Origin of the sequence: Amycolatopsis sp. NBC_01488 (assembly GCF_036227105.1) — a bacterium.
Taxonomy (GTDB): domain Bacteria; phylum Actinomycetota; class Actinomycetes; order Mycobacteriales; family Pseudonocardiaceae; genus Amycolatopsis.
In genome coordinates this window covers 3,697,593-3,723,007 of record NZ_CP109434.1, presented here as the reverse complement: position 1 = coordinate 3,723,007, position 25,415 = coordinate 3,697,593, and the positions used below count along the sequence as shown (strand labels likewise).

The window sequence follows — 25,415 nt, the reverse complement described above, 5'->3', positions numbered from 1 at the left end:
CCCTCCGATCACGCCTCGCCGCCCTCGGCCGCGCGCCAGATGACCACGAACCTTGCCCCGCCGTCCGGCGATTCCCCCACCTGCACGCGGCCGCCGCGCCGCCGGACCGTCTCCGCCACCATCGCCAGGCCCAGGCCCGTCCCGCCCGACGACCGGGCCCGGTCGTCCGCGATGCGGTAGAACCGGTCGAACACCTTCTCGCGGTGCTCCGGCGGGATGCCGGGCCCGTCGTCGTCCACCACCACCCGGACCGACGAGCGCGACGCCAGCACCGACACCACGATCTCGCCGCGCGCGTAACGGCACGCGTTGCGCAGCAGGTTGTCCAGCACCAGCTCCACCTCGGCGTGCGCGGACGACGCCCAGGCCTGCGGGACCGCGTTGCTCACCCGCGTCTCCGGCGCCCCCGTCGGCAGCCGCGCCACCGCCGCGCGCACCTCGCTGACCAGCTCGACCGGCGACGCGGGCGGCACCTCCCCCGCGTCCGAGCGGGCCAGCGACAGCAGCCCGTCGAGCAGCGACGAAAGCCGCTCGGCCTCCGTCAGGATGTCCGACAGCGTCTCCTGGGCCAGCTCCGGATCCGGGTTGGTCACCGCGACCTCGGCCTGCACCCGGATCGACGCGACCGGCGACCGCAGCTCGTGCGCGGCGTCGCCGGTGAAGCGCCGCAGCCGGTCACTGGCCTGCTCTTGGCGCTCCAGCAGCGCGTTGAATTCCTCGGCCAGCGCGCGCAGCTCGTCGTGGGAGTCCGGCAGCGCCAGCCGCGCCCCCGGCGGCAGCGCGCGCACCGAACCCCGCATGCGCGCCACCGGCCGCAGCGACAGCCGCACCACCAGCCACGTCGCGAGCCCCGCCACCAGCGCCCCGACCGACGCGACGACCACCAGCCAGACCCCGCCGTAGTGCACCGCCGCGGAGAACCCGACCAGGCCGGCCGCGGCGACGACCAGCCGCTGGGACCCGTCGGGCGCGGTGACGACCGTGCCGAGGTACCGCGCGCCGTCGCGCTGCACCGGCTGCCCCGCCTTGAGCGTCGAGATGTCGGCGGGGGCGAGGCCGGACGGTGTGCCGCCGTCCACCGGCGTGCCCGCGATGTCGAGCACCCGCAGCGTCACCGGCGCCGCGCCGGACAGTGGCCGTCCGGCGCTCACCTCGGCGCCCGCCGGGCCGAGCGCGCTCGTCAGCTCGCGGTCGACCGAGTCGATGAGCAGCGGCGACAGCTTCGCCGCGGCCAGCGCGGCCAGCCCGAGCAGGCAGCCCAGGGTGATCGTCGCGGCCAGCACGGTGATCCGGACCTGCAGGGACCGGCCCCGCCACCACGCGATCACGGCGTGATGACCTCGTCGAGCTGCGCGTCCGACGCCAGGTAGCCGTGGCCGCGCACGGTCCGCAGCAGCGCGCCGGCGCCGACCGCGTCGAGCTTGCGCCGCACGTACCCGACGTACACCTCGACGAGGTTGCGCGTCACGGCCTGCTCCTCGCCCCAGACCGCACGCAGGAGCTCGTCCTTCGTGACGACCGTCCCGGCCCGGCCGACGAGCACGTCGAGCAGCGCGAACTCGCGTGGGCTCAGCCCGACCTCTTCGCCGTTCCAGTGCACCTGCCGCAGCCCGCGGTCGACCTCCAGCGCGCCGAGCCGCAGCGTCCCGCGGCCGGCTTCCGGCCCCGCGCGGCGCAGGGTCGCGCGGACCTGCGCGACCAGCACCACGAAGGAGAACGGCTTGACGAGGTAGCCGTCGGCCCCGAGGTCGAGGCCGTCGGCCTGGTCGATCTCGCCGTCCTTGGCCGAGACGAGCAGCACCGGCGTCGTGACGCCGTCCTTGCGCAGCCGCTCCAGCACGCGGTAGCCGGACAACCCGGGCAGCATGATGTCGAGCAGGATGACGTCGAACGAGCCGGTGCTCGCCAGCTGCAGCCCGGTGGGGCCGTCCGCGGCGGTGACCACGTCCATGTCCTCCGCGCGCAGGCCGCGTTGCAGCGCCTTGCGCACGCCCGGTTCGTCGTCGACCACCAGCACCCGAGGTTTCACGAGACCCATCATGGCCGGTTCGCGCAGGTCCCGGGGGATCTCTCAGCACGATCTCAGCCGGAGGGGGCGAACCTTCAGGGGTATCTCAGCCTCGAGAGGGAAGCGTCGTGGCCAGGGAGCCGGGCACACTCGAGCCCGGGACACCACAGGGAGAGATGCATGAAACCGAAGACGAAGGGCATCACCGCCGCGGTCGTCGGCACCGCGCTCGGTGCGGGCGGGCTCGCGTTCATCGCGATGCCGGCCAGCGCCGACGCCAAGCCGGCGCTGCCGCAGGTGAGCGCCGAGGACCTGGTGCAGTCGGTCATGAAGGCCAAGCCGGGCGCGTTCGACGGCACGGTCAAGATCAGCAACGACCTCGGGCTGCCGTCGGTGGGGAATGCGCTGCCGGGGGCGTCGGTGCTGAACATCGACTCGGCGCACATCTTCAGCGACGGCGCGGGCAAGAGCCGCCTGGCCGCCACGCAGGGGGCCAGCCAGGAGACCGTGGTCCACGACGGCACGACCGTCTGGGACTACAGCTCCAAGACGAACACCGCGACGAAGGTGACCGTCCCGGCCGACGTGGCCAAGCAGAAGGGCGCGGGCAGCGAGAAGACGCCCGACCCGGTCGCGGCCTCGACCGAGTTGCTCGCGAAGGTGCGCGAGAGCAGCACGGTGTCGGTCGACGGCACCGCGACGGTCGCCGATCGCCCGGCCTACGAGCTGGTCCTGACGCCGAAGCCGACCGAGCGGACGCTGCTGCGCGAGATCCGCGTCGCGGTCGACTCGCAGACGCGGATGCCGCTGCGGGTGTCGGTGCTGAGCAACGGCACGTCGACGCCGGCGCTCGAGGTCGCGTTCAGCCAGATCGAGTTCACCCAGCAGCCGGCCGACCTCTTCACCTTCACCCCGCCGAAGGGCGCCAAGGTGCAGGAGAAGACGCCGACGGTCGACCAGCAGGACAAGAACCTCGCGGAGCAGGCCAAGCAGGACACCAAGGTCGTCGGCGACGGCTGGGACACCGTCGTCACGGGCAAGGTCCCGGCGGACGCGCTGAACGCGGCGCCGAAGCAGCAGTCCGGCCGTGAAGGTCGCAACGCCGACCCGAAGGCGCTGCTCGAGCGGTTCGCCAAGAAGGTCAGCGGCACCTGGGGCAGCGGCTACCTCGTCACCACGAAGGTGGGCAGCGCGGTGCTGACCGACGACGGCCGGTTCGCCGCCGGCGCGGTGCCGGAGCAGGTCCTCTACGAAGCGCTGGGCGCGAAGTGACCAGCACAGCTGTCGAGTCCGGGGCGGACGTTTCTTCGGAGACGTCCGCCCCGGCGGTTGCACTGGCCGCGCGCACACGGGGACTGCGCAAGGTCTATGGCCGGACGGTCGCGGTGGACCACGTCGACCTCGACATCCCGCAGGGCGCGGTCGTCGGGATGCTCGGGCCGAACGGCTCGGGCAAGACGACCACCATCCGGATGCTGCTGGGCCTGGTGCGCCCGACCGAGGGCGAGGTCGAGCTGCTCGGCCGCAAGATGCCCGACGCCGCCGCGCACGCGCTGCCGGACGTCGGCGCACTGGTCGAGGGGCCGGGCTTCCACCCGTTCCTGTCCGGGCGCGACAACCTGCTGCGCTTCGCCGCGGCCGAACCGCGGCTCGCGTCGTCCGGGATCCCCCTCGCGGTGGACTCGGCGCTGGAGCGCGTCGGCCTGACCGACGCGGCACGACGGCGGTACAAGGGTTATTCGCTCGGCATGAAGCAGCGGCTCGGGCTCGCGTCGGCGTTGCTCGTGCCGCGGAAGATGGTCGTGCTCGACGAGCCGACCAACGGCCTCGATCCTGCGGGTACCAGGGAGATCCGCAGGATCGTCGCCGAGTTGCACGCGGCCGGGGTCACCGTGCTCGTGTCGTCGCACCTGCTGGCCGAGGTGGAGGCGACGTGCACGCACGTCGCCGTGCTGCAGGCCGGGAACGTCGTCGGGCAGGGCGAGCTGGCCGAGCTGCTGGAGTCGGGGAACGCGGCCCTGCTGGTCCGCACGCCCGACGCGGAACAGGCGGTGGAAGTGCTGCGGGAGAACCGGATCGGCGCCCGGTTGACGCCGGACGGCGTCCGCGCCGACCTCACCGCGACGGAAGCGCCGAGGGTGCTGCAGGTCCTGGTGGGCGCGGGGGTCGCGGTCCACGAGGCGACGCGGGCCCGCACCGGGCTGGAAGATCTGTTCGCGCGGCTGACGGAGGGGGCGGAATGACGGCGGTCCTGGAGGCACCGGCGGCCCGCACGGGCCACGACACGGTGCCGTTGCCGCGGCTCTTGACCGCGGAGCTGCGCTGGATCTTCCGGCGGCCGCGCACGTTGGCCGTGCTCGGGCTCTTGGCGCTGATCCCGATCGTCATCGGCATCGGCCTGACGCTGGTGAGCGACAACGGGGCCCCCGACGCCGGCGGTCCGAACCCCGATGGCGCGCTGCTGGCGTCCGCGGTGAGCAACGCGTTCGTCCTCCCGATCGCGGCGATCGTGATGTCGCTGGCGCTGTTGCTCCCGCTGGCCTCGGCGATGGCGGGCGCGGACGCGATCGCGGGCGAGACGTCCCACGGCACGCTGCGCGGCTGGCTGATCGCGCCGGTCGGGCGGGGTCGCCTGCTGGCGGTCAAGGCGTTCGGCGTCGCGACGGTGTCGGTGGTCTCGGTGCTGGCGATGTGCGTGACGGGCGTGGTGACCGGGCTGATCATCAACGGCACGGATTCGCTGTTCACGCTGTCGGGCACCACGCTGTCCGTGGGCGGCGCGCTGGCGCGGATCCTGCTGGTGGCGGGCTGGGTGGTGCTGCAGCTGTGGGCGGTCGGCGCGGTGGCGCTGGCGATCTCCAGCTGGACCGAGCACCCGATGCTGGTGGTGGCCTCGGTCCTGGCGGCCGACATCGTGTTCACGATCCTCGGCTTCCTGTCGTCGCTGAAGTGGCTGCACCCGTTCCTGCTGACGCAGAACTGGTCGGCCGCCCCGGCGGAGGTGCTGCAGGACCCGATGGGCGGCCAGCTGCTGGGCGAAGGCGCACTGCGGGCGGCGTGCTACATCGTGATCGGGCTGTCGCTGGCCTACGCACGACTGTCCACCCGCGACGGCTGACGCCGTCGTGAGTGAGAAACAGTGTTCTAACCCTGTTTCTCACTCACGACCGGCCGACCACCGCGATGCCGTCGGGGTCGAACACGAGGTGCACCGCGTCACCCGCCCGCAGGTCGGACGCCGCCGGTGCGACGGCGTCCACTGTGGACTCCGTCAGCCGCACGACCAGCCGGACGTGCTCGCGCCGGTGTACGGCGGCGACGACCTCGCCCGGCACGCCTTCGGTGGCCACACGCAGGGCGTGCGGCCGTAGCCCGAGCCGTACCGGGCCGTCGTCCACGTCCGGCAATCCGACGTCACCCAGGGACGTGTGCGCCACTCCGCCCGCGACGACGCCGTCCACGAACGTCGTCACCCCGAGGAACCGGGCCACGTCGTCGTCCGCCGGATTGCGCCAGACCCGCCGGACCGCGCCCTCCTGGCGCACCTCTCCGGCGTCCAGCACCGCGACCCGGTCGGCCAGCGTGAACGCCTCCTCCTGGTCGTGCGTCACCAGCAGCGTCGTGATCTTGCTGCGGCGCAACAGGTCCGCCAGGTCTATCGCCAGCTGCTCGCGCAGTCCGGCGTCCAAACCGGACAGTGGCTCGTCGAGCAGCAGCAGCCGCGGCTCGGGCGCCAGCGCCCGGGCGAGCGCCACTCGCTGCGCCTGGCCGCCGGACAGCTCCGTCACCCGCCGCTGCTCGAAGCCCGACAACCCCACCAGTGCCAGCAACTCGGCGACGCGCGAAGCCCACGAAGACCGCGGCACGCCGTGCATCCGCAGGCCGAACGCGATGTTCGCGGCGACGTCACGGTGGCCGAACAGCTGGCCGTCCTGGAACACCAGCCCGAACCCGCGCCGGTGCACCGGCACCGCGCCGAGGTCGTCGCCGTCCCAGCTCACCGCGCCACGCGCCGACGGCTCGAGCCCGGTGATCGCGCGCAGCAGCGTCGACTTCCCCGACCCCGACGGGCCGAGCAGCGCCAGCACCTCGCCGTCGGCGATGTCCAGCCGAACGTCGCGAACCGCCGTGAACGATCCATAGTGGACAGTCAGGTCTCGTACCGACAGCGCCATCAGAACTCTCCCACTCCGCCGCGCCCGAGCCGGTCGATCAGCGCGACCGCCAGCACCGTCACGAGCATCAGCAGCGCGCACGCGGCGTACGCCATCTGGTTGTTCAGCTCCCCCGGGCGCGCCATCAGCGACGCGATCGCGACCGGCAGCGTCGGCGCCGTCGGCCGGGCGAGGAAGCTCGTCGCGCCGAACTCGCCGAGTGCCACGACGAACCCGAACCCGGCCGCGGCGACCAGCGGCCGCAGCGTCAACGGCAGGTCGATCTCGCGCCACACCCGCAGCGGGCCGGCGCCGAGCGTCGACGCTGCCTGCCGCAATCGGACGTCGACCGAGCGCAGCACCGGCAGCACCATCCGCACGACCAGGGGGATGATGACGAGTGCCTGGGCCAGCGGCACGAGGTAGGGCGACGTCCGGAGGTCGCCGGGCAGCGCGTCGAGCGTCACCAGGTAGCCGAACCCGACGGTCACCGCGGACACGCCGAGCGGCAGCATCAGCACGGCGTCCATCGTCTCGCCGAGCCCGCGCGCGGCTTTCGCGGGCGACCGGCGCAGCGCCACCAGCACGACGGACGCGAGCACGCCGACGACCATCGCGAGCAGCGTCGCGTCGACCGCCACCTTCAGCGAGTTCACCGCGGCGTCCCAACCGGACACCTGCAGCGCGCCCTTCTCGCCGGTGCCGTTCAGCGCGCGGTAGCCGTCGAGGCTCCAGCCGTCCGAAGTGGACACCGACTCGGCGAGGAGCGCGACGATCGGCGTCACCAGCAGGGCCAGGACCCCGCCCGCGGCACCGACGACCCACCACTCTCCGCCTTCCGGCCGCCCGGCCCGGCCGGAACCGATCCGGGCGCCGTCCTTGCGTCGCCGCGCCAGTCCGCCGAGCACCAGCGCGGCGACGACGGCCGCGAACTGGATCAGCGAAAGCGCCGCCGCGCCCGAGAGGTCGAGCAGGTCGACGGTCCGCAGGTAGATCTCGGTTTCCAGCGTCCGGTAGCGCGCGCCGCCGAGGATCAGCACGACGCCGAAGCTGGTGGCGCAGAACAGGAACACGACGGCGGCGGCGGACGCGATGGCGGGCGCCAGCGCGGGCAACGTCACCGACCGGAACGCCCGCCAGGGCGACGCGCCCAGCGCGCGGGCGGCGTCCGTGGTGCGCGAATCCAGCCGCGCCCACAGCCCGGCGACCGTCCGCGCCACGACCGCGACGTTGAAGAAGGCGTTGGCCAGCACGATCGGCAGCACGCCGCCGTCCGGCCACAGCGCCCGGAACGCCAGGCCGACGACGACGGTCGGCAGCACGAACGGCACCAGCACCAGCGTCCGCGCGAGGCCGACGCCGGGCAGGCGCACCCGCGCGAGCAGGAACGCCACCGGTAGCCCGGCCAGCACCGCCACGAGCGTCGACGCGGCCGCGCTCGCCACCGTGAACCCGGCCAGCTGCCAGGTCCGCGGGTCGCCGAGCACGACGTCGAGCCCGCCCGCGGCGAACCCGCGGCCGACGATCGCCAGGACCGGCCAGGCGAAGAACACCACCAGGAACCCGATCGGCGCCAGCCCGAGCAGCGCCAGGCCGAGTCCGCGGGCGGTTCGCGGCGGGGCTGTCGCCCTTCGGAGGCTCCGGGCCGGAGCCCCGGAGGTCACTGCACGAGCGTGCGCCATTCGCCGATCCACTTCTCGCGTCCGGCCTGCACCTGGTCCGCCGTCAGCGCCTGCGGCTTCTGCGGCAGCGGCGCGACCTGCGCCCAGCCCGCGGGGAGGTCGACGCCCTGGCGCGCCGGGTAGACGTACATGTTGGCCGCCACCGTCGCCTGGAACTGCTGCGAGAGCAGGAAGTCGACGACCTTGCGCGCGCTGTCGGCCTGCTTGCCGTTCGCCAGCACGCCGGCGTACTCGACCTGCCGGTAGCAGGTGTCGAGCAGCGCCTTGGTGCGCGGCTTGCCGTCGTCGCCGACTTCGGCGGCCGGCGACGATGCGTACGAGACGACGATCGGCCGCGGCCCCTTGCCGGACGAGCCGGAGAAGTCCTTGGTGTAGGCCTCTTCCCAGCCGCTGTCCACCTTGAGCCCGTTGGCCTTCAGCTTCGTCCAGTAGTCCTTCCAGCCGGCCTCGCCGTACTTCGCGATGGTGCCGAGGAGGAACGCCAGGCCGGGCGACGCCGTCGCCGGATCCTCGGCGACCAGCAGGTCCTTGTACTTCGGGTCGGCGAGGTCCTCGTACGACGCCGGCGCCGCGATCCCCTTGCTCGTGAAGTAGTTCGTGTCGACGTTGACGCAGACGTCGCCGACGTCGACCGCGGACAGCCGGTGCTCGGGGTCGACGGCGTAGCGCTGCGGGCCGCGGTCGGCCTCCGGGCTGGTGTAGGGCTCGAAGACGCCCTCGGCCAGCGCGCGGGAGGCGAAGGTCGAGTCGACGCCGTACGCGACGTCGCCGATCGGGTTGGCCTTGGTCAGCACGAGCTTGTTGGTCAGCGAACCGGCGTCGCCCTGCTTGAGCACGGAGATCTTGATGCCCGACTGCTTCTGGAAGGCGTCGAGCACCTCCTGCGGCGCCAGGAAGGAGTCGTGCGTCACGAGGGTGACGGTGGGCGTCTGCTGCGGGCCACCGTCACCGTCCGACAGCGAGCACCCCGCGGCGACGGCGCTGACAGCGGCGATGGCCGTCGCGGCGCGCACAGCCCTGCTTTTCATCTACCCCTCCTGCACTTCGCCGACGAGGAGGGAAAGCCCTCCCTACGCCGGCATGATCCGGTCAGGTGCGAACGGTCGCGGGTGACCCCGCCTCTCAGCCCGGCTGACCGGACTCCCGTGGCAACCGTGCAGCGTAGTCCAGGACGTACGACCATGGAGACATGACGGAAATCTTGAGCGACTCCGCGGCAGACGAACGGCTCGCGCCGGGCTGGACCAGGTCGGGAGCGGTGATCTCCCGCGAGGTGGAGCTGGCGAGCTTCCCGCAGGCGATCGAAGTGGTGGACCGCGTCGCGGTCCTGGCCGAGGCGGCCGACCACCACCCGGACATCGACATCCGCTGGCGCACGCTGACGTTCCGGCTCTCGACGCATTCGGCGGGCGGGCTGACGGAGAAGGACTTCTCGCTGGCGGCCGAGATCGACTCGGTGCTCGACGCCCTGTGATCCTGGTTACGCTCAGTGCACTTTCCCGCCGTTTCGACGTCTCTCGGTAAACGACTTTGCCAGGAGGGACGGCGATGACGCAGGCGATCGTGGTGGGCACGGCAGCATTCGCAACAATGGTGGCAGCGGCCGGCGGCGTGCTCTGGTTCACGGCCCGGGGCCGCCGTCACCCGGATGCCCGTGAGTTCGATCACAGCCGCTAACAAAGGGCATGATCAGCGCGCTGAGCAGGGCGGAAGCATCGGTTTCGGCCCTAGGAAAAGCCATGAACAGCACCGCCGCCCTCACCCCCGCCCAGCGCGCCTGGATCAACGCCCTCGCCCCCGCCGTGGTGCTGATCGCGATCGCGTTGCTGGGCCTTCTCGGCTGACCCGGCCTGCGCCGTCGCCCCCGGGTGGCGGCTACCGGTACCGCTGGATCCGGTCGAGCGGCGGGAACTCCGCCGGAACGTCGTCGCCGGTGGTCCAGTACTCGAGGCAGGACAGACGCCCGCCGTCGGCGAACACGATGAGCCCACCGCCGGGTGCATCGGCTTCGACCGGCTCGTCGAGGTGCGCGACCGGCAGGGAGACGTCGACCTCGAGGTCGATCGTCGGGCAGCCGCAGCCACATCGGCCGGTGACCCGCGCGGTTTTCGCTTGAGCGCGCAGTGCAGCTGCCCCGTGGAAGCCGCCGTCGAGCAGGAAGTCCAGCACCTCCCGCTCGGCCGGCGTCAACGGGCGGCTCGTCGATCGGGTGATCACGCCTCCAAGCGACGGCGGCCAGGTCGTCGGTCACCTGGCCGGCCTGGGCGACTCAGACGTTGAAGCGGAATTCCACCAGATTACCACGCCGTGCAACACTTGGGAGGTGACGACGCCCCGGCGCTGCGCCATCTACCTACGAGTCAGCTTAGACGCGACCGGCGAGCAGTTGGCCGTTCAACGGCAGCGCGCGGATTGCCTGCGGATCGCTGACCAGCGCGGATGGAACGTCGTCGGCGAGTTCGTCGACAACTCGGTCTCGGCATCTGACAAGCACAAGGCCCGCCCCGAGTACGACCAGCTGGTCGCCGCGTACGAAGCCGGCGAGTTCGACGCATTGGTGTGCTGGGACCTGGATCGACTGACCTGCCAGCCGCGCCAGCTCGAAGACTGGATCGACGCGGCGCAAGAACGTGGCCTGCTGCTGGTCACAGCGAACGGCGAAGCCGATCTGTCGAACGATGGCGGCCGGATGTTCGCCCGGATCAAGGCGACCGTCGCTCGCAGCGAGATCGAGCGGAAGTCTGCACGACAGCGTGCCGCCGCTCTCCAACGCGCAGAGCACGGCAAACCTCCGCTCGGCGTCCGGCTGACGGGCTACACCCCCTCGGGTGATGTCATCGAGACCGAAGGCGCCATCGTGCGCCAGCTCTTCGATCGGTTCGCTGCCGGGGATTCCCTCCGCGCGCTTGCGGCTTGGCTCACCGAAACCGGCGTCTCTACCCGGCACGGCCGTCCATGGAACCCGTCGAGCGTCCGCACGATTCTCACCAACCCGCGATACGCAGGGCACGCGGTCTACCAGGGCAAGACCAATGGAAAGCTAGGAACCTGGAAGGCCGTCGTCGACGATGACGTGTTCAGACTGGTAGAGACCAAGCTGGCTGACCCGCGACGCAAGACCCAGCAGGGGACGGACCGCAAGCATCTCGGGGCAGGCCTGTTCGAGTGTGGCAAGTGCGACGCGAAGGTCCGATCCTGGTCAGGCGACCGCTACCGCTGCCCCAACGGCTGTCTGACGCGCGCGCAACACTACATCGACGACCTGGTGATCAAGACGATCCGGGAACGGCTCGGCCGCGCTGACCTCGCCGACCTGATCACACCGAAGGAATCCAAGCGAGCCGAGGCGGCGAGCGCGGAACTCAAACGGCTCACCAAGAGGCTGGAGCGCATCGAGGCGGACTACGACTCCGGGGACATCGACGGCCCGCGGTACAAGGTCTCGACGCAGAAGGTCAAGGCGGAACTCGCGGAGGCACAGCGCGTCTTGGCCCGGCTGAGCACCCGGAGCGCCGCCGCTTCGACGCTCTCCGCGCCCGACCCGGTGGCGGCGTTCGACGCCGCACCTTTGATGATCCGTCGGAACGTCGTCGACGCAGTGTCCATCGTGAAGATCGCGCCGACGCCACGCGGGCGCAAGACGTTCGATCCGAATTCGGTGTCCATCAAGTGGCGCGAGGACCTGGACTGAGCCGAGAATCGGCAACGCACCGTAGTTGTCCGAGCAGATCGACATGCGACGCCGAACGATCTACGCTGGTCACCATGGGGGAAGACGCCGAAGGTACGGTGACCATAAGTCACTTCATCGACAGGCTGACTCGGCCGGCCGCACACGCCGAGTCGTTCTCGGCCGGAGAGATCCTGGATCGCGCCGCGGCACTCCGCGAGATGCGAGCAAGTCTCCCGGCCCACGAACAGGCCGCAGTCCTCGCTCAGCTTCCTCGCGGTCACGCCAAGGGGTACGAGTCATTCGCTGCAAGCTTCCATGCAGAACAGGAACGGCTGGCCGGAAATCATCGCCAACGGCTTCAGCTCCTGAAAAGCGCAGAAGGCCTACCGTTCCTGGCGTATGCGTCGCTACTTCGCCACACAGCGACGACTACCGCCGCTTCGGCTGAGAGCGACTTGATCGCCGACTGGCATCCAGGAGGGCCACCGGACGTCCGGGCAGCGGACCTCGTCAAAGCTGGAACCTTGGTTCAGCTGATCAAGCTTCTGCTCGTCCTGTCGTCGGTCAGCCGGCGCACGTTCCTCACCACGTTGACTCCGCTGCTGCTCTTCCTCCTGCTCGAAACCCTTCCGGCGTTGCATGCCCCCGCCTCACCTGAGGGCGGCAGGCGAACCACCGAACGTGTCCTACGGCCTCCGGGCCGCGACCTTCGAGCAAAGCCCCACGTTGCCAGAGCCCCGGGACATGTCGGGCCCCTTGCTGTCCTACGCAGCGAGGGTCGCGTCGGGCCGTGCGCGTTCGGGGGAGCGCTGTAGTCCCACGACCCGTCGTCGACCTTCCTGTTCGGAAGGGCCACACCGTGGCTGACGACAACTCGATTTCCGCCGCGCGCACGGCTGCGCCGGACTTAGACGCACACGCTCGCGCGCTCGTCGACGCAGCACCACCGCTGACACCCGGACAACGGGACCGGCTGGCTGCTCTGTTGACCGCACACCGGCCGCCGTCGCGACCCACGCAACCACGATGGAAGGCGGCATGAGCCAGACGCTCGCCGCTGTGACTGGTGTGACGTGACCGCAGATGTTTGTCTGTTGTGACCGCACCTCAACGGCCTCGTCGCTCAGGTGTCGTACCTGCCGCTGTCCCAGGGCTCGGTGAACGCCATGTAGTTGCCTGGACGTAGCTCCACCCACCACGCAGCGTCCTCGTCGTCGCCCGGCCGAGGGATGAGACCGAAGGTGGTGCCGAACCGCTCGACGGCGAAGGGCGCGACCTCGATTCGAGTGAACGTGACCTCGCCGAGCTCCCGCAATCTGGCCTCATACCGGCTCAGACGGCGGTCCCGGTCCACATGGGCCCGCGGCCCGAACTCGTCGATCCTGGCTTCCAGGAACCGTCCGGACTGATCAAACAGGAACAGAGCAACGAACTCGTTGCCCTGTCCCTTCGCAGCCGATTCAAACGGCGCGGTCAGGAAGAACTGCCGACCGTCAGCCGTGCAGCCGACATGCTCGGCGTGGTAGTTGTCGTGGTCGATCGCGATGAGATCGGGTGCGCCCATGAAACCAGAGACTAGCCAGGCGGGCGTTTTGGACGAGTTGCTGCAGGCATCGTTTTGCCTACTCGACAAGGCTGGCGACCACGACGACGGCACTTACGACCGGACTGACAACTGCGGTCACGTCGCGTTCACTCGTTGAGCAGGTCGGTTACGGCAAGTATGGTACCGAGCGTGAAACGTGACGAAGGGCCGCTGAAGCTCGACTGGCGATCGTCGCGCAGCAGGTCTGGAGCGGCAGCCGGGGTCCAGGTGACTTCGTCGACGCATTCGCGAGCGCGTTGGTCTACGCGCAGCGGCCGGAGCAACCAGCACTCCTGGTGACCGACCTTGGCGGACGCGGCAAGTGGACGCCCGTGTTCACGACGCTCGAACGGCTGGCCGCACACGCGGGCGAGTGCGACTACTTCACTACAACGGGCGCGGATCTGATGGAACTGGTACCGCCCGGCGTGGGTCTGATGGTTGACCCCGACGACGCGCATCGGTTCCCGGTCCTGTCTCGGATGGCGCCACCGGAACTGATCGCGCGGGCGTGGGCACAAGTGGGAGAGCGGAGACGCAAAGGCGGAGTAGTCGCCTGACGCAAGGCGCAGAGGGGGCGAAGAGGGGTGGATGGACCAGGCTTTCACGTCGACGTCGACGTGCTGGAGAGCGCATCGAAGAACATGAGCGCCGTCGCACACGACCAGGACAGCTTCGAGCTACGCGGACTGTGCGGCGAACCGGGGCTGTACGGCCACAACGGCGTTCACGACGCGCTCGCGGAGTTATGTGGCCGATGGAGTGTCGGGCTCGACGCGCTGTCCGATCGCGCCAGTGACCTCGGGGACCTGCTGGGTAAGGCGGCTTCTGCGTACCGGGCGATCGAGCACAGCAACACAGCGGCCCTCAAGTCCGATCCCGGGTGGGACGCGGTCTCGCCCGACGAGCCGACGATTGGCGCCGTCTGATGGCGGAGCTCGGCCAGACGGCCGATCCGAAGGCCCTGGTACCCGGCGACCCGCCCGCCGTGTTCGAGAACGCCCGGGTAATGAGCGAACGGGCGAAGTCAGCCCACGCAGTCGGGGACGCGCTGAGGCGAATCGACACCGGAGCCTGGCAGGGGCCGGCAGCGGACAAGTTTCACGAGGACCATCAGACCGAGGTGCCTCGTTGGGGGCAGGCCGGCGACTCCCTGGACAACGCCGCTCTCGCACTGACGGACTTCGCAAATTGTCTTTCCTGGGCCCAGGGGCAGGCAGCCGAAGCCATCGCCCAGTGGCAGCAGGGCGAAAACGCTACCCAGCAAGCCAGGGCAGACCATGATCGCACTGTTGCCGACGCCGACGCGAGGACCAGGGCGAACGCACAACACGGTGACCCGACCGTGGTGCAGGCCCCGCCCTTCGCAGACCCCGGCGAGGCCCAGCGCCAAGCCGCACAAGACATTCTCAATCGTGCTCGCCAGCAGTTGGCGAACGTAGGCAACCTGACGGCTGACGCACTCCGCTATGAGGGAGCCGTTGCGCCGCAGGACTCCCGAAAGCAAGCCGACGCGAACTTCTTCGGCGGCATCTGGGACAGCATCAAGGGCGCAGGCGAGGGTCTGTACCAGCTCCTTGCGGATCCGGCTGAGGTCGTCGCGTCGATGGCGCACAACATCGCGCATCCGGTCGACACGTTCAAAGAGATGGTCGCCTGGGACGACTGGGCCAACGGCCACGGCGACCGCGCACTGGGCAAGATCACCGGCAACATGCTGCTCGGGTTCACCGCGTTCGGCGCGGGAAAGCTCCTGAAGGAGCGCGCGCCAGGGCACGGCGACCACGAGCCCGATTCGGATGGCCACGTCCCGGGCGAGAGCGGCAGCCCGGACGTACCCACCAGCTTCGCGCCGACCGACGTATCCAAGGTCAAGGACCATCTTTCCCGGCCCGGCCTTGACCATTTCGGACCAAACGACGTGATGCTGGACCGAATCGGGAAGGCTCTGGCCGATGGAAAGCCGTTGTCGGAGGCGCAGACCAACTTCATGCGCCACGAATCACTCGAGGCGAAGCTGATGGATGGTGGGATGAGCTACGAGGAAGCGCACGCGGAGGCTTTGCAGACCCATCCACCCGGCAAGAATTATGATCCTGACGTGATCGACCAGGAGCCCCTGTTCGGTCCGTGGTGGCGGAAGATGAACGGGTTGGGACCACGATGACGATCGTTGAAGTGGAACGGCATGGCCTCGCCGCGATCGGCGAAGGCGATCACTCAGCGGCCTACCAGGCAGCGGAGTGGCTGCGCTCGTCCCTACCGGCCATCGCTGCCCCGGCGAACCCCATCCGGATGCACGTCGAAGTCCTGCGGCGATTCGGCGGTCTCGCCCCACGCGCCCTTCTCGGCGCACAGTTCGTGCCTGGCCAGGGCAGTCAGACACAGTTCGCGGTTGCGGTGGCAACCTTCGGGCTGTTCGACGCCGACGACGAGCCAACCTGCCCGAGCGTGTTGTGGAAGGAACCGTTCACGGTCGGGCTACCCAGCGAGTTCGCCCGAGCAGTGGCCAATGCGCTCGCCGAAGGCCCCAGTCTCCCAGCGGGGCTACTCACGATCGACCGCGCAGGCTTCGACCTGATCAACTCGTCCGAGATGATCTTCGGTCAGACCGCGGCAGTGCTGAAGACCGCCATCGCGGCGCGGCTTTCCGGCCAGGATGCCGACACTGCAGCCAGGTCGCTCGTCAGCACCTGGTGAGTCCGAGCAGTGACCTCACGCGGCACCTACTAGGCCGACCTTGACTACTTGCTCGACTACGCGCGACAAGACTGGGTTGGCCTGTCCGTCGTCACCGGTATCGCAGGAGCCATGGCGGGCAAGGACGCGACGCTTGATGAGCTCACTTCGGCCATGTTGTCGATCATCGGCGACCTGATCGATCGCGGCGCGGTCCCCGGCAACCTGACCGAGCACGATCCAGGATTCGAGCCATGGTCCGGAACGAAGGCCGAGAACCTCAGCCGGATAGCCGAGGAGACTCGAGAGCTGGGTCGGTTGCCCGAGACCGGCGAGGTCGAGTTCTTCCAGCGCACGGAGGGCATAGCGAACCGACCGCTCGGACAGTCGCGTGTACCGCGACAGCCTCGCAAGCGAGGGGAACGCGTTGCGCCCGTCGGGATCTGCGTGGTTGGCAAGTCCAACCAGGACCACCGCGAGGCTCGACGCATCGCGCCGATCCCGGGGTATCGGAGCCCGGGTGAGGGCCCAGTTGATCACTTCGATGCTCACCAGGCCACCGCCTCGGAGAGCGCATACAGCTCCGCTGCTTCAGCCTCGGCAATACCGATCGTGCCCGTCCGGCGCCGAAGGTCGACTTGGCCAACGATCCACGCGTGAAACCCATCCCGGGCCTCGGTTTCAGTCAACCCCATCGCGTCGGCGGCTTGGTACCAGGAATCGATCACGCCCAAACGGAGCAGGTCAGCGACTACGCACCACCGGCTTGCGGTGGCTTCCTCCGCGATCCGGACCCCATAAGCAAGTTCGGCGAAAAGATCGCGCGGGTCGGCCTCACGACTGTTGTGCTGGGCCAGAAAGGTCCGGCTGCGAGCAGCGGACCAGCGCTCGACCAGCGCGTTGAGGGACAGCGATGGAATGTCGTGCGGAGTGAGAGACTGGTGGCTCACGGCGGGGCTCCATCCCGTCGGAGGCCCCGGTTGGCGGTTCAGCGCTGGCCGGGGCCGACCTGAAGTCGGGCCCGCTCGGCCAGGCGCATCACGTGCTGGAAGCCTCGCGGGCTTCCGACACGGTTACGCCTTTTTGGTGAGACTTGAGGTTGCACCGTGTCGGAACTCGACCACGTCGCCGTCGGCCATCACGTAGTCCTTGCCTTCCATGCGGACCTTGCCCGCGGCCCGGGCCGCCGCCATCGAGCCGGCCGCCATCAGGTCGTCGTACGAGACGATCTCCGCCTTGATGAAACCGCGCTCGAAGTCCGTGTGGATCACGCCCGCCGCCTGGGGGGCCGTCGCGCCCTGGGGGATCGTCCAGGCGCGGGACTCCTTCGGGCCCGCCGTCAGGTACGTCTGCAGGCCGAGCGTGTGGAAACCCGCGCGGGCCAGGGAATACAGGCCCGGCTCCGGCTGGCCGACCGACTCGAGCAGCTCGCGCACCGACTCCTCGTCGTCCAGTTCCAGCAGTTCCGACTCGACCTTCGCGTCGAGGAACACCGCGTCCGCCGGCGCGACCAGCTTGGTCAGCTCCTCGCGGCGGGCGTCGTCGGTCAGGATCGACTCGTCGGCGTTGAAGACGTACAGGAACGGCTTCGTCGTCAGCAGGCTCAGCTCGCGCAGCGCGTCGAAGTCGACTTCCTTCTGTGCCTGGAAGAGCGTGCGCCCGGCGTCGAGGATCTCCTTCGCCTTCTGCGCGTTGTCCAGCGCGGGCTTGTTCTCCTTCTTCGTCCGCGCTTCCTTCTCCAGCCGCGGCAGCGCCTTGTCCAAGGTCTGCAGGTCGGCGAGGATCAGCTCGGTGTTGATGGTCTCGATGTCGCTCGACGGGTCGATCCGGCCGTCGACGTGGATCACGTCCGGGTCGTCGAACACGCGGATGACCTGGCAGATCGCGTTGGCCTCACGGATGTTCGCCAGGAACTTGTTGCCCAGCCCGGCACCCTCGGACGCGCCCTTGACGATGCCCGCGATGTCCACAAAGGACACCACAGCCGGTACGGTCTTCTCCGACTTGTACAGCTCCGCGAGCTTGTCCAGCCGCGGGTCCGGCAGCGGCACCACGCCGACGTTCGGCTCGATCGTCGCGAACGGGTAGTTCGCGGCGAGCACGTCGTTGCGGGTCAGCGCGTTGAACAGGGTGGACTTGCCGACGTTGGGCAGGCCGACGATACCGAGGGTGAGGCTCACGACCCCGCAGTCTACGTGTCTCGTCCGGCCCGGGCCCACGCGCCCAACGCCGCGTCGGATTTCCGCCAGCGACGGCGCTGACCTGCTGGCATGCTCGGATCCATGGGCACCGAAACGCTCGCACTCTGGCGGGACGCCGAGCGCTGCTACCGCGTGGTCACCGCCCGCGATTCGCGCTTCGACGGCCAGTTCATCATGGCCGTCCGCACCACCGGCATCTACTGCCGGCCGTCCTGCCCGGCGTCGACGCCGAAGGTGCAGAACGTCCGCTTCTTCCCGACGTCGGCGGCCGCGCAGGCCAACGGCTTCCGCGCCTGCCGCCGCTGCCTGCCGGACGCCGTGCCGGGCTCGCCGGACTGGAACGTGCGCGCCGACCTGGCCGCGCGGGCGATGCGCCTCATCTCGGACGGGACGGTGGAGCGCGAAGGCGTCCCCGGCCTCGCGCGCCGCCTCGGCTACTCGGAACGCCAGCTCGGCCGGGTGCTGACCGCCGAGCTGGGCGCGGGTCCGCTCGCGCTCGCCCGGGCGCACCGCGCGCACTCCGCCCGGCTGCTCATCGAGATGTCGGGCCTGCCGCTCACGGACGTCGCGTTCGCGGCGGGCTTCTCGAGCGTCCGGCAGTTCAACGAGACGATCCGCGAAGTGTTCGCGACGACGCCGTCGCAGCTTCGCGCCTTCGCTGCTTCGCGACGTGGACGGCACGGCGACGTGCGCGGAACGCGCCTCAGCCTGCGGTTGCCGTTCAGGCCGCCGTTCGACGCTGCTGGGCTGCTTCGCTTCTTCGCCGCTCACGCCGTTCCGGGCGTCGAGGAGGTGACTTCGGTGTCCTACGCACGCACGCTGCGGCTCGCCCACGGCACCGGCGCCGTGCGGCTGACGCCCGAGCCGGACCACGTCCGCTGCGAGCTGCGACTGTCCGACCTGCGCGACCTCGGCAGCGCGGTCAGCCGTGTCCGCAGGCTCCTCGACCTCGACGCCGACCCGGCGGCGGTCACCCGGGTCCTGGGTGCGGACGCCGCTTTGGCGCCGATCGTGGCGGCCGTGCCCGGGATTCGGGTCCCCGGCACGGTCGACGGTGAAGAGCTGGTGCTCCGGGCCCTGCTCGGCGACCGGATCCCGGCCTCGCTCGGCGAGGAGGTCCCGGGCGAGTGGGGCGTGACGCGGCTGTTCCCGACCGCGACCCAGTTCGCGGCCGATCATCCCGTCGCCGCGGCCTTGGCCGAGGGAACGCTGGACGTGCACGTGGGCCGGGAGGCGGCCGAACTGCGGGAGGAGTTGCTGGCGTGCCCCGGCGTCGACGGTGCGACGGCGGACTACGTGCTGATGCGGGTCCTCGGCGCCCCGGACGTCTTGCTGACGGAGGACGCCGCGGTCCAGCGAGGTGCGGAGGCGCTGGGCATTGCGCCGGAGTCCTTGGCCGAGCGCGCGCGGGCGTGGACGCCGTGGTGCTCGTACGCCGGGATGTACCTCCGCCACGCGGCGACGGCCGGGCTCAGCTGACATTGGCGTGCTGACCGCAGGGGCCGGGCACCAGCGTTCTCGCCGCGGTCACGACACCCGCGACTCGGCCGACAGCGTGCGCTGCCCTCACCTTCGCGCCCCGGCCGCGCGCCGGCGTTCCTGGGTCAGGGTTCCTGGGGCAGGGTTCGCGCCTGGCAGTGCGAGGAGCCCGCCCGGCTCACTCCGTGCGGCCGCTCCCGGATCCGTGTCAGCCTTGCTCGCCGTGCCACAGGAGGGCCTGCGCCACGATCACCTGGGTGCCGTCGAAGGTTGCGGCCGGTGAGCCGTGGAGGCGGTAGCCGAGGTCCAGTGCCTCGCTCACCCGGTGGCAGAACTTCGCGTCGTCCGGGCCGGTGAGCAGGCGGTAGCGGGGCAGGCCGTTCGGCGGCTGGTCCGTCATGACCTCATCTTGTCCGAGTCGTCAGCCCGCGCGCACCTCCACCGTCGAACCCGTTCGGGACTTGCGGACCCTCAGCCGCGTTGGGATGCGCTGCCGCAGCTCCTCGACGTGCGACACCAGGCCCACCACCCGGCCGCCCGCGCGGAGCTCGTCGAGGATGTTCATCACGACGTCCAGCGTCTCGGCGTCCAGCGTGCCGAACCCCTCGTCGACGAACAGCGTGTCCAGCAGCGCGCCGCCGGTCTCCCCGGCGACGACGTCCGCCAGCCCCAGCGCCAGGGCCAGCGACGCGAGGAACGACTCACCCCCGGACAGCGTCTTCGCCGGGCGGATGGTGCCCGAGTAGTCGTCCAGCACGTCGATGCCGAGCCCACCTCGGGTGCCGCGCGCGCCCGCCGCGTCCGAGTGCACGAACGAGTACCGTCCCTGGCTCATCGTCCGCAGCCGGTGGGTGGCCGCGACCGCCACCTCCTCGAGCCGCGCCGCCAGCACGTACGAGCGCAGCGACATCTTCCGGCTGTTCTGCCCGCGCCCGTTGACGACGTCCGCGAGCGCGCGCAACTCGGCGTACGCCGCTTCGGCCGGGGCGAGGCCGGCGAGGGCCTTGCGCAGCAGAGCCGCCAGCCGGGTCAGCTCTTCGTGGTGAGCGGTCGCCACCCGCAGCGCCGCGTACGCCGAGTCTGCCCGCGCCCGCGCCAGCTGGGCCGAGTCGGCCGCCCGGTCGACGTCCGCGACGTCGTCCGGCGAGATCCCGAACAGGTCCGGCTCGGACAGCAACGCCCGCGCTCCCGCCGCGGCCGCCTCGGCCTCGGCGATGCCCTGCTCCAGCTTCTCGATCTGCTCGTCCGGCAGCATCGCGGCCCGCGCCTTCTTCAGCGACGTGAACCCCTTCGCCTTGACCGCCGCTTCGACCAGCGCGCGCTGCTGGGCGACCCGCTCCCGGGCACCCACGACGGCCGTCCGAGCCTCGGCGACCCCTTCGAGCGCCTCGGCCAGCCCGAGCAGGTGTTCCCGCCGGGCCGAGACGTCCGCGAACTCGCCGCGCCCGGCGACGAGCCGGCGTTCGCGCTCGGCCAGCCGTTCTTCCAGGGCCCGGACGTCGGTCGTGGCCTCGGTCGCCGCCTGCTCGGCCTGGCGACGCCGCTCGGCTCGCAGCTCGAGATCACGTTCGAGGAGGACGACCTGCTCGCTGAGCTTCGCCTTCCCGGCCGCTTGCTGCGTCAGCGAGGCGACGGTCGCGCGGGCTTCGACCAGCTCGGCCGTGACCGACTCGGCCGTGCGCTCGCCGAGCCGTTCCAGCAGGCCCGCCAGCCGCGCTTTCGCCTCTTCCAATGCGACGACGACCCGCTGCCGCACCGTGTCGGCGGCCTGCTCGGCTTCCTCGGCCGCCCGTTCTTCGGCTGGGTCGACGAGTTCGACGTCCCGGTTGGCGGGCGCCGGGTGCTCGGCGGACCCGCAGACCGGACAGGGCGCGCCCTCCGGCAGTGCGGCGGCCAGTTCGGCCGCCATCCCGTCGAGCCGCCGCTCGCGCAGGTCCAGCCGACGCTGCCGGGCCGCCTGGTGCGCGTCGACGACCTCGCGCAGCTTCGCCTCGCCACGCTCGACCTTCGCCCGAGCCTCCGGCAGCTCGGCCGCATCGCGCGCGAAGGCCCGCAGCTCATCGACACGTGCCCGCGCGCCGTCGAGCTTGGCTTCGGCCTCGGCCGCTTCGAGCGCGTCCGCCCGCAGTTTGGCCAGCTGACCGGGAATCGCGGCCAGCTCGGTGGTCAGCTCTTCGACCTGCTGCCCGGCCGTGACGGCGGCCAGCTTCCGGTCGTCCCGCCGCATGACGTCGAGCTGCTGCTGTTCGGCCTCGGCGACGAGCTCCGCGACCGCACCGGCCTCTTCCCGCGCGGTGGCCGCGCGGGCCTTGAGGTCGCCCGTCGCCCGGGTGCCGAACTCCCGCAACCGCGCGCCGCGTTCCTTTTCTGCCTGCTCCGCTTCGGTCAGCTCGGCGGCGCGCCGATCCAGCAGGTCGGCCTCCACTGCGACGCCGGCAGCCCGCCGCGCGGCCGCGACCTCCTGGGCCCACTCCGCGCGTTGCGGCGCCTGCTCGGTGATCTCGACGAGCCGCAGGTGCGCGGTGCGGACCCGCCGGATCTTCTCCGCGCCGGATCGTTCCTCCTGCAGGTAGACGTCCGCGCGCTGAGCCGCGGCGCGCGCCCGCTCCTCCTCCGCGGTCGCCTGTCGGACGCGTTCTCCGGACGCCGCCAGCACGACGTCGACCCACTCCGCCACGTCCGCCTCGGGCGCGTCCTGCTGCGCTTCCTGCGCGTACCTCGCCAGCAGCTCGCGCACTTTCCCTTGCTGGTACTCGAGTTCCCGGCCGCGCTCGGCCCGCAGGTCGGCGAACCAGCGTTCGACGTCGGCGAAGCGCTCGGTGCCGAACAGCCGCTCCAGCAGCTTCTCGCGCTCGGCGGTGTCCGACCGCAGGAACCGGGCGAACTCGCCCTGCGGCAGCAGCACCACCTGGAAGAACTGGGCCGCGGTCATCCCGAGCAGCCGCTCGACCGTGCGCGCGACCTCCTCGATCCGGATCAGGCCCTCCGGCGCCAGCCCGGCCGGCGCGGTGCCGACCCAGCTCAACGACACCCGCGCCTGCTGCGTCGTCGTGCCCTCGCCGCGCCGCTTCGGCCGCTGGTACTCCGGGTTGCGCACGATCTTCAGCCGGTGGCCCTGCACGGTGAGCTCCAGCGCGACCTCGGTGACCTGGTCGCGCTCGGCCAGGTCGCAGCGCAGCCGCTTGGCCTCGTTGCGGGCGCCGGGAACCACGCCGAACAGCGCGAACGCGATCGCGTCGAGCAGCGTGGTCTTGCCGGCGCCGGTTTCGCCGTGCAGGAGGAAGAGACCGTCGGCGCCGAGCACGTCGAAGTCGACCACTTCGCGTGCGCTGTACGGCCCGAAGGCCTCGACCTCCAGCCTGTGCAGCCTCATTTCGCGAGCGCCCCCCGGTCGGCCGCTTCCAGGGCCTTGAACAGAAGCTGCTCTTCGCTCTCGGTCGGCGCGGAACCTCGGCAGTCGTCGAGGAAGCTGCGCGAGATCTCGATGTCCGACCGGCCGCGCACGGCGTCGGAGTAGCGCAGCGGGGCGCCGCTGTACCCGCCCTCGGGCTCCCACTCCAGGTGCACCGCGTGCGGGAACCGCTCACGCAGGCGCCGCATCGCGTCCACCGGGCGGACCGGGTCGGTGACCGTGACCGACAGGAAGTGCTCGAGGAACCGGTCGTGCGCCGGGTCGGCGAGCAGGTCTTCGAGCGGGCCGCGGAGGGTGGCCAGCGCCCTCGGCACCGGCAGCTCGTGGCGGCGGACTTCGGCGAGCCCGCTTGCGTCCAGGTCGACCAGCCAGACCGATTTGCGTTGCCGCGCCTCGGAAAACGAGTACGCCAGCGGACTGCCGGAGTACCGCAGGTGTTCGGCCAGCGTCTGCGGGCCGTGGAGGTGGCCGAGCGCGACGTAGTCGACGCCGTCGAAGACCGAGCCGGGTACCTGTTCGACGCCGCCGACCGCGATCGTGCGCTCGGAGTCGGTCGGCTCGCCGCCGGTGACGAACGCGTGCGCGAGCACGACCGACCGGACGCCCGGCCGGGTTCCGAGGTCAGCACGGATCCGCCGCATGGCCTCGGTGAGCACGCCGGTGTGGCCGCGCGCGTCCGGCACGCCCAGCGCGTGGCGCGCGGGTTCCGGCTCCAGGTAAGGGATTCCGTAGACGGCGACCGGGCCGTGGTCGTCGTCCAGGAGGACCGGCTCGGCCAGCCCGCCGACGGTGGTGCGCAGGTGGAGGCCGCCCGCCGCGGCGAACTCCGCGAAGGCGCCCAGCCGCGGGGCGGAGTCGTGGTTCCCGGGCGTGACGACCAGTTGCGCGCCGGCGGCGCGGATCCGCGCTACCGCCGCGGTGGCCACCCGGACGGCCTCGGCCGACGGCACCGCGCGGTCGTAGATGTCGCCTGCCACCAGGACGGCGTCGATCGCCTCGCCGGCCACGAGGTCGGCGAGGTGCCCGAGCACCGCTTCCTGTTCCGCGAGCAGGTCGGCGCCGTGGAACGTGCGGCCGACGTGCCAGTCGGAGGTGTGCAGGAATCTCACGAGGGCCAAGGTACGACCCGGCCCCGACGAAAAGGCGAAGGCTCGCCGACTCCTCACTCGAACGTGTGTACTAACACGAGAGTGCCGGTTCGGACACGCCCTGCGTGGATTCGATTTGTTCGCAGGTCAGCTACCCAGAGCGACGGATCGGACGCGGTTTTTGTCGGTGGGGTCCGCCATGATGTCTGCGCGGTCGGATCCAGGCGGCCCGGAGGGAGGAGGCGAAGTGGCGACAGTGCTGACCACCGCGGCGATCGTGCTCGCGGTTCTGCTGCTGTTCGCCGTCGCGGTGCTGTGGCGGCTCTACAACGACGGGATGCGCCGGGCGGACGCGGCGGCCCGGCTGGTGGCGGCCGAGCGGGCGAAGTCGGACCAGCAGCAGCTGGCGCTGCGCCGTTACGAGGTCGCGTTCGCCTCGATCAGCGGGCGCGGCGAACTGGGCGAGCAGGTGCTGGTGGAGACGGCGCGGGCGCTCGGGCTGCGCGAGAACCTGCACTTCACCCTGCAGACGGACGTGGGCGGCGGCGGCTCGGCGAAGCCGGACATGGTGCTGCGGGTGGGCGGCGACCGCACGGTGCCGGTGGACGCGAAGGCCAGCATGGCGATCTGGGCGGAGGCGGTGGAGACCAACGACCCCGACGAGCGGATCGACGCGTTGCGAGCGCACGTGCGGCAGGTCCGTTCCCGGGCGGCCGAGCTGGCGGGCAAGGGGTACCAGCGCTGGGCCGACGCGATCTACGGAACGATCATGTTCGTCCCGTCCGACGCCGCGGTGGTCGCGGCCTTGGACACCGATCCGGAGCTGCTGCGCTGGCTCATCGACCGGCGGGTGTTCCTGTGCGGGCCGACCGGGTTCGGGGTGCTGGCTTCGGCGGCGTTGTTCGCGGCGAGCGACCGGACGCTGGAGGCCGACGTCGAGCAGGTGCGAGCCGGCGCGGCGGCCGCGCACCGGGCGGCGGGCGGCGCGGTGGAGGCGCTGAACCTGTCGAGCACGCACCTTCAGCGGTTCCTGTCGGCGCGACGGCGGGAACTGGAGGCGCTGGAGACGTTCCGGGCGACGGTGGCCCCGCTGACGGACGCGGCGGGCAGCCCGGCGGCGGTTCCCCAGGTACGGAAGGGGGACGAACTGGCGGCCAGCTGACGGCTCGATTCTCAGGCGCGCGGAGCGGCCGGACGGCGGAGGATTGCCGGGCTACGGCTCGGCCAACCGGCGAGCGGCTGCCGACGGCAACTCACGCCCGGCTACCGGCGGGGCTCGGCGGCGACTCCGCGGCGGGAGGCTCGCGGGCTGCGCTCGACCGAGGCCCGACTGGCCGGGCGAGGCTCAGCGGTGGCGACTTCGCAGCCGGATGTGCACAGGGTTGCGGCTAACCGAGCCCGACTGGCCGGGCGAGGTTCAGCGGCGGCGACTTCGCAGCCAGAGGTGCGCGTGC

25 protein-coding genes and 1 riboswitch are annotated in these 25,415 nt (G+C 71.0%); of the genes, 12 read left to right on the top strand and 13 right to left on the bottom strand.

What is annotated here, in order from left to right:
- Window positions 1-8: 8 nt before the first annotated feature.
- Both OG738_RS18065 and OG738_RS18060 read right to left on the bottom strand, forming a co-directional pair.
- Window positions 9-1,328: a sensor histidine kinase gene (locus tag OG738_RS18065; RefSeq protein WP_329055385.1), complete on the bottom strand. Its 1,320-nt coding sequence runs from the start codon at window positions 1,326-1,328 to the stop codon at window positions 9-11.
- On the bottom strand, window positions 1,325-2,041 hold the full coding sequence (locus OG738_RS18060; protein WP_329055383.1) for a response regulator transcription factor: 717 nt from the start codon (window positions 2,039-2,041) through the stop codon (window positions 1,325-1,327). The genes OG738_RS18065 and OG738_RS18060 overlap by 4 nt, the downstream gene beginning before the upstream one ends.
- A gap of 147 nt (window positions 2,042-2,188) precedes the next feature.
- Between OG738_RS18060 and OG738_RS18055 the strand changes: the two genes are divergently transcribed.
- Genes OG738_RS18055 through OG738_RS18045 form a run of 3 tightly spaced genes read left to right on the top strand, consistent with a single transcriptional unit; the run spans window position 2,189 to window position 5,126 of the window.
- The gene (locus OG738_RS18055; protein WP_329055382.1) at window positions 2,189-3,280 is read left to right on the top strand and encodes a LolA family protein; all 1,092 of its coding nucleotides are present in this window, start codon (window positions 2,189-2,191) and stop codon (window positions 3,278-3,280) included.
- A complete protein-coding gene (locus tag OG738_RS18050) occupies window positions 3,277-4,251 on the top strand; it encodes an ABC transporter ATP-binding protein (RefSeq protein ID WP_329055380.1) in 975 nt (324 codons plus the stop codon). Before OG738_RS18055 ends, OG738_RS18050 begins: the two co-directional genes overlap by 4 nt.
- Window positions 4,248-5,126, top strand: coding sequence for an ABC transporter permease (locus tag OG738_RS18045; RefSeq protein WP_329055379.1), 879 nt, complete (start codon window positions 4,248-4,250; stop codon window positions 5,124-5,126). The genes OG738_RS18050 and OG738_RS18045 overlap by 4 nt, the downstream gene beginning before the upstream one ends.
- 43 nt (window positions 5,127-5,169) lie before the next feature.
- Here the strand turns inward: OG738_RS18045 and OG738_RS18040 are convergent, their stop codons facing one another.
- From OG738_RS18040 to OG738_RS18030, 3 genes are all read right to left on the bottom strand, one after another.
- Window positions 5,170-6,183, bottom strand: coding sequence for an ABC transporter ATP-binding protein (locus OG738_RS18040; protein WP_329055377.1), 1,014 nt, complete (start codon window positions 6,181-6,183; stop codon window positions 5,170-5,172).
- Window positions 6,183-7,739, bottom strand: a complete 1,557-nt coding sequence (locus tag OG738_RS18035; RefSeq protein ID WP_329056742.1) for an ABC transporter permease — start codon at window positions 7,737-7,739, stop codon at window positions 6,183-6,185. The genes OG738_RS18040 and OG738_RS18035 overlap by 1 nt, the downstream gene beginning before the upstream one ends.
- 83 nt (window positions 7,740-7,822) lie before the next feature.
- A complete protein-coding gene (locus tag OG738_RS18030; protein WP_329055375.1) occupies window positions 7,823-8,872 on the bottom strand; it encodes a thiamine ABC transporter substrate-binding protein in 1,050 nt (349 codons plus the stop codon).
- Between the two features lie 21 nt (window positions 8,873-8,893).
- Window positions 8,894-9,001: riboswitch (TPP riboswitch) on the bottom strand.
- 32 nt (window positions 9,002-9,033) lie between these two features.
- Here OG738_RS18030 and OG738_RS18025 point away from each other — a divergent pair.
- Together OG738_RS18025 and OG738_RS18020 are read left to right on the top strand one after the other, a co-directional pair.
- Window positions 9,034-9,318 (top strand): 4a-hydroxytetrahydrobiopterin dehydratase, encoded by a 285-nt coding sequence (locus OG738_RS18025; protein ID WP_329055373.1) that lies wholly within the window; start codon window positions 9,034-9,036, stop codon window positions 9,316-9,318.
- A 74-nt stretch (window positions 9,319-9,392) separates the two neighbouring features.
- The gene (locus tag OG738_RS18020) at window positions 9,393-9,521 is read left to right on the top strand and encodes a hypothetical protein (RefSeq protein ID WP_255482264.1); all 129 of its coding nucleotides are present in this window, start codon (window positions 9,393-9,395) and stop codon (window positions 9,519-9,521) included.
- A gap of 198 nt (window positions 9,522-9,719) precedes the next feature.
- Here OG738_RS18020 and OG738_RS18015 read toward each other — a convergent pair whose 3' ends face one another.
- On the bottom strand, window positions 9,720-10,061 hold the full coding sequence (locus OG738_RS18015) for a hypothetical protein (RefSeq protein ID WP_329055372.1): 342 nt from the start codon (window positions 10,059-10,061) through the stop codon (window positions 9,720-9,722).
- On the opposite strand from OG738_RS18015, the gene OG738_RS18010 reads away from it, so the two are divergent.
- Window positions 10,054-11,535 carry a recombinase family protein gene (locus tag OG738_RS18010; RefSeq protein WP_329055370.1) on the top strand — a complete coding sequence of 494 codons (1,482 nt, stop codon included), beginning with the start codon at window positions 10,054-10,056 and terminating at the stop codon, window positions 11,533-11,535. The genes OG738_RS18015 and OG738_RS18010 overlap by 8 nt on opposite strands.
- A gap of 1,105 nt (window positions 11,536-12,640) precedes the next feature.
- Here OG738_RS18010 and OG738_RS18005 read toward each other — a convergent pair.
- Window positions 12,641-13,081 carry a hypothetical protein gene (locus tag OG738_RS18005; protein ID WP_329055368.1) on the bottom strand — a complete coding sequence of 147 codons (441 nt, stop codon included), beginning with the start codon at window positions 13,079-13,081 and terminating at the stop codon, window positions 12,641-12,643.
- Window positions 13,082-13,398: 317 nt separating this feature from the next.
- Here OG738_RS18005 and OG738_RS44675 point away from each other — a divergent pair, with 317 nt between their 5' ends.
- From OG738_RS44675 to OG738_RS17985, 4 genes are all read left to right on the top strand, one after another.
- Window positions 13,399-13,662 (top strand): SseB family protein, encoded by a 264-nt coding sequence (locus tag OG738_RS44675; RefSeq protein ID WP_442875906.1) that lies wholly within the window; start codon window positions 13,399-13,401, stop codon window positions 13,660-13,662.
- A gap of 84 nt (window positions 13,663-13,746) precedes the next feature.
- Complete coding sequence (locus OG738_RS17995; protein ID WP_329055366.1) at window positions 13,747-14,031, top strand: hypothetical protein; 285 nt, start codon at window positions 13,747-13,749, stop codon at window positions 14,029-14,031.
- Window positions 14,031-15,269 (top strand): putative T7SS-secreted protein, encoded by a 1,239-nt coding sequence (locus OG738_RS17990; protein ID WP_329055364.1) that lies wholly within the window; start codon window positions 14,031-14,033, stop codon window positions 15,267-15,269. Before OG738_RS17995 ends, OG738_RS17990 begins: the two co-directional genes overlap by 1 nt.
- On the top strand, window positions 15,266-15,802 hold the full coding sequence (locus OG738_RS17985) for a hypothetical protein (RefSeq protein ID WP_329055362.1): 537 nt from the start codon (window positions 15,266-15,268) through the stop codon (window positions 15,800-15,802). Before OG738_RS17990 ends, OG738_RS17985 begins: the two co-directional genes overlap by 4 nt.
- Window positions 15,803-15,817: 15 nt before the next feature.
- Here OG738_RS17985 and OG738_RS17980 read toward each other — a convergent pair whose 3' ends face one another.
- The 3 genes from OG738_RS17980 to ychF form a co-directional block, all read right to left on the bottom strand.
- Complete coding sequence (locus OG738_RS17980; protein ID WP_329055360.1) at window positions 15,818-16,333, bottom strand: helix-turn-helix domain-containing protein; 516 nt, start codon at window positions 16,331-16,333, stop codon at window positions 15,818-15,820.
- The gene (locus OG738_RS17975; protein WP_329055358.1) at window positions 16,330-16,731 is read right to left on the bottom strand and encodes a hypothetical protein; all 402 of its coding nucleotides are present in this window, start codon (window positions 16,729-16,731) and stop codon (window positions 16,330-16,332) included. Before OG738_RS17975 ends, OG738_RS17980 begins: the two co-directional genes overlap by 4 nt.
- Before the next feature lie 123 nt (window positions 16,732-16,854).
- Complete coding sequence (gene ychF, locus OG738_RS17970) at window positions 16,855-17,961, bottom strand: redox-regulated ATPase YchF (RefSeq protein WP_329055356.1); 1,107 nt, start codon at window positions 17,959-17,961, stop codon at window positions 16,855-16,857.
- A 102-nt stretch (window positions 17,962-18,063) separates the two neighbouring features.
- Here ychF and OG738_RS17965 point away from each other — a divergent pair, with 102 nt between their 5' ends.
- A complete protein-coding gene (locus OG738_RS17965; protein WP_329055353.1) occupies window positions 18,064-19,461 on the top strand; it encodes an AlkA N-terminal domain-containing protein in 1,398 nt (465 codons plus the stop codon).
- A 208-nt stretch (window positions 19,462-19,669) separates the two neighbouring features.
- Here the strand turns inward: OG738_RS17965 and OG738_RS17960 are convergent, their stop codons facing one another.
- From OG738_RS17960 to OG738_RS17950, 3 genes are read right to left on the bottom strand one after another with little or no spacing between them, the layout of a single operon-like run.
- The gene (locus OG738_RS17960; RefSeq protein ID WP_329055352.1) at window positions 19,670-19,861 is read right to left on the bottom strand and encodes a DUF1737 domain-containing protein; all 192 of its coding nucleotides are present in this window, start codon (window positions 19,859-19,861) and stop codon (window positions 19,670-19,672) included.
- Window positions 19,862-19,882: 21 nt separating this feature from the next.
- Entirely contained in the window at window positions 19,883-22,834 is a 2,952-nt protein-coding gene (locus tag OG738_RS17955; protein WP_329055350.1) for an SMC family ATPase, read from the bottom strand.
- Entirely contained in the window at window positions 22,831-23,982 is a 1,152-nt protein-coding gene (locus tag OG738_RS17950; protein WP_329055349.1) for an exonuclease SbcCD subunit D, read from the bottom strand. The genes OG738_RS17955 and OG738_RS17950 overlap by 4 nt, the downstream gene beginning before the upstream one ends.
- A 226-nt stretch (window positions 23,983-24,208) precedes the next feature.
- Here OG738_RS17950 and rmuC point away from each other — a divergent pair, with 226 nt between their 5' ends.
- Window positions 24,209-25,123, top strand: coding sequence for a DNA recombination protein RmuC (rmuC, locus tag OG738_RS17945; RefSeq protein ID WP_329055347.1), 915 nt, complete (start codon window positions 24,209-24,211; stop codon window positions 25,121-25,123).
- Window positions 25,124-25,415: the final 292 nt, after the last annotated feature.

Excerpts from the sequence above, each read along its gene's own strand:
- OG738_RS18060 (WP_329055383.1), bottom strand. The coding sequence starts at position 2,041 with ATGATGGGTCTCGTGAAACCTCGGGTGCTGGTGGTCGACGACGAACCG.
- OG738_RS18055 (WP_329055382.1), top strand. The coding sequence starts at position 2,189 with ATGAAACCGAAGACGAAGGGCATCACCGCCGCGGTCGTCGGCACCGCG.
- OG738_RS18045 (WP_329055379.1), top strand. The coding sequence starts at position 4,248 with ATGACGGCGGTCCTGGAGGCACCGGCGGCCCGCACGGGCCACGACACG.
- OG738_RS18040 (WP_329055377.1), bottom strand. The coding sequence starts at position 6,183 with ATGGCGCTGTCGGTACGAGACCTGACTGTCCACTATGGATCGTTCACG.
- OG738_RS18030 (WP_329055375.1), bottom strand. The coding sequence starts at position 8,872 with ATGAAAAGCAGGGCTGTGCGCGCCGCGACGGCCATCGCCGCTGTCAGC.
- OG738_RS18025 (WP_329055373.1), top strand. The coding sequence starts at position 9,034 with ATGACGGAAATCTTGAGCGACTCCGCGGCAGACGAACGGCTCGCGCCG.
- OG738_RS18020 (WP_255482264.1), top strand. The coding sequence starts at position 9,393 with ATGACGCAGGCGATCGTGGTGGGCACGGCAGCATTCGCAACAATGGTG.
- OG738_RS18005 (WP_329055368.1), bottom strand. The coding sequence starts at position 13,081 with ATGGGCGCACCCGATCTCATCGCGATCGACCACGACAACTACCACGCC.
- OG738_RS17995 (WP_329055366.1), top strand. The coding sequence starts at position 13,747 with ATGAGCGCCGTCGCACACGACCAGGACAGCTTCGAGCTACGCGGACTG.
- OG738_RS17990 (WP_329055364.1), top strand. The coding sequence starts at position 14,031 with ATGGCGGAGCTCGGCCAGACGGCCGATCCGAAGGCCCTGGTACCCGGC.
- OG738_RS17985 (WP_329055362.1), top strand. The coding sequence starts at position 15,266 with ATGACGATCGTTGAAGTGGAACGGCATGGCCTCGCCGCGATCGGCGAA.
- OG738_RS17965 (WP_329055353.1), top strand. The coding sequence starts at position 18,064 with ATGGGCACCGAAACGCTCGCACTCTGGCGGGACGCCGAGCGCTGCTAC.
- OG738_RS17960 (WP_329055352.1), bottom strand. The coding sequence starts at position 19,861 with ATGACGGACCAGCCGCCGAACGGCCTGCCCCGCTACCGCCTGCTCACC.
- OG738_RS17955 (WP_329055350.1), bottom strand. The coding sequence starts at position 22,834 with ATGAGGCTGCACAGGCTGGAGGTCGAGGCCTTCGGGCCGTACAGCGCA.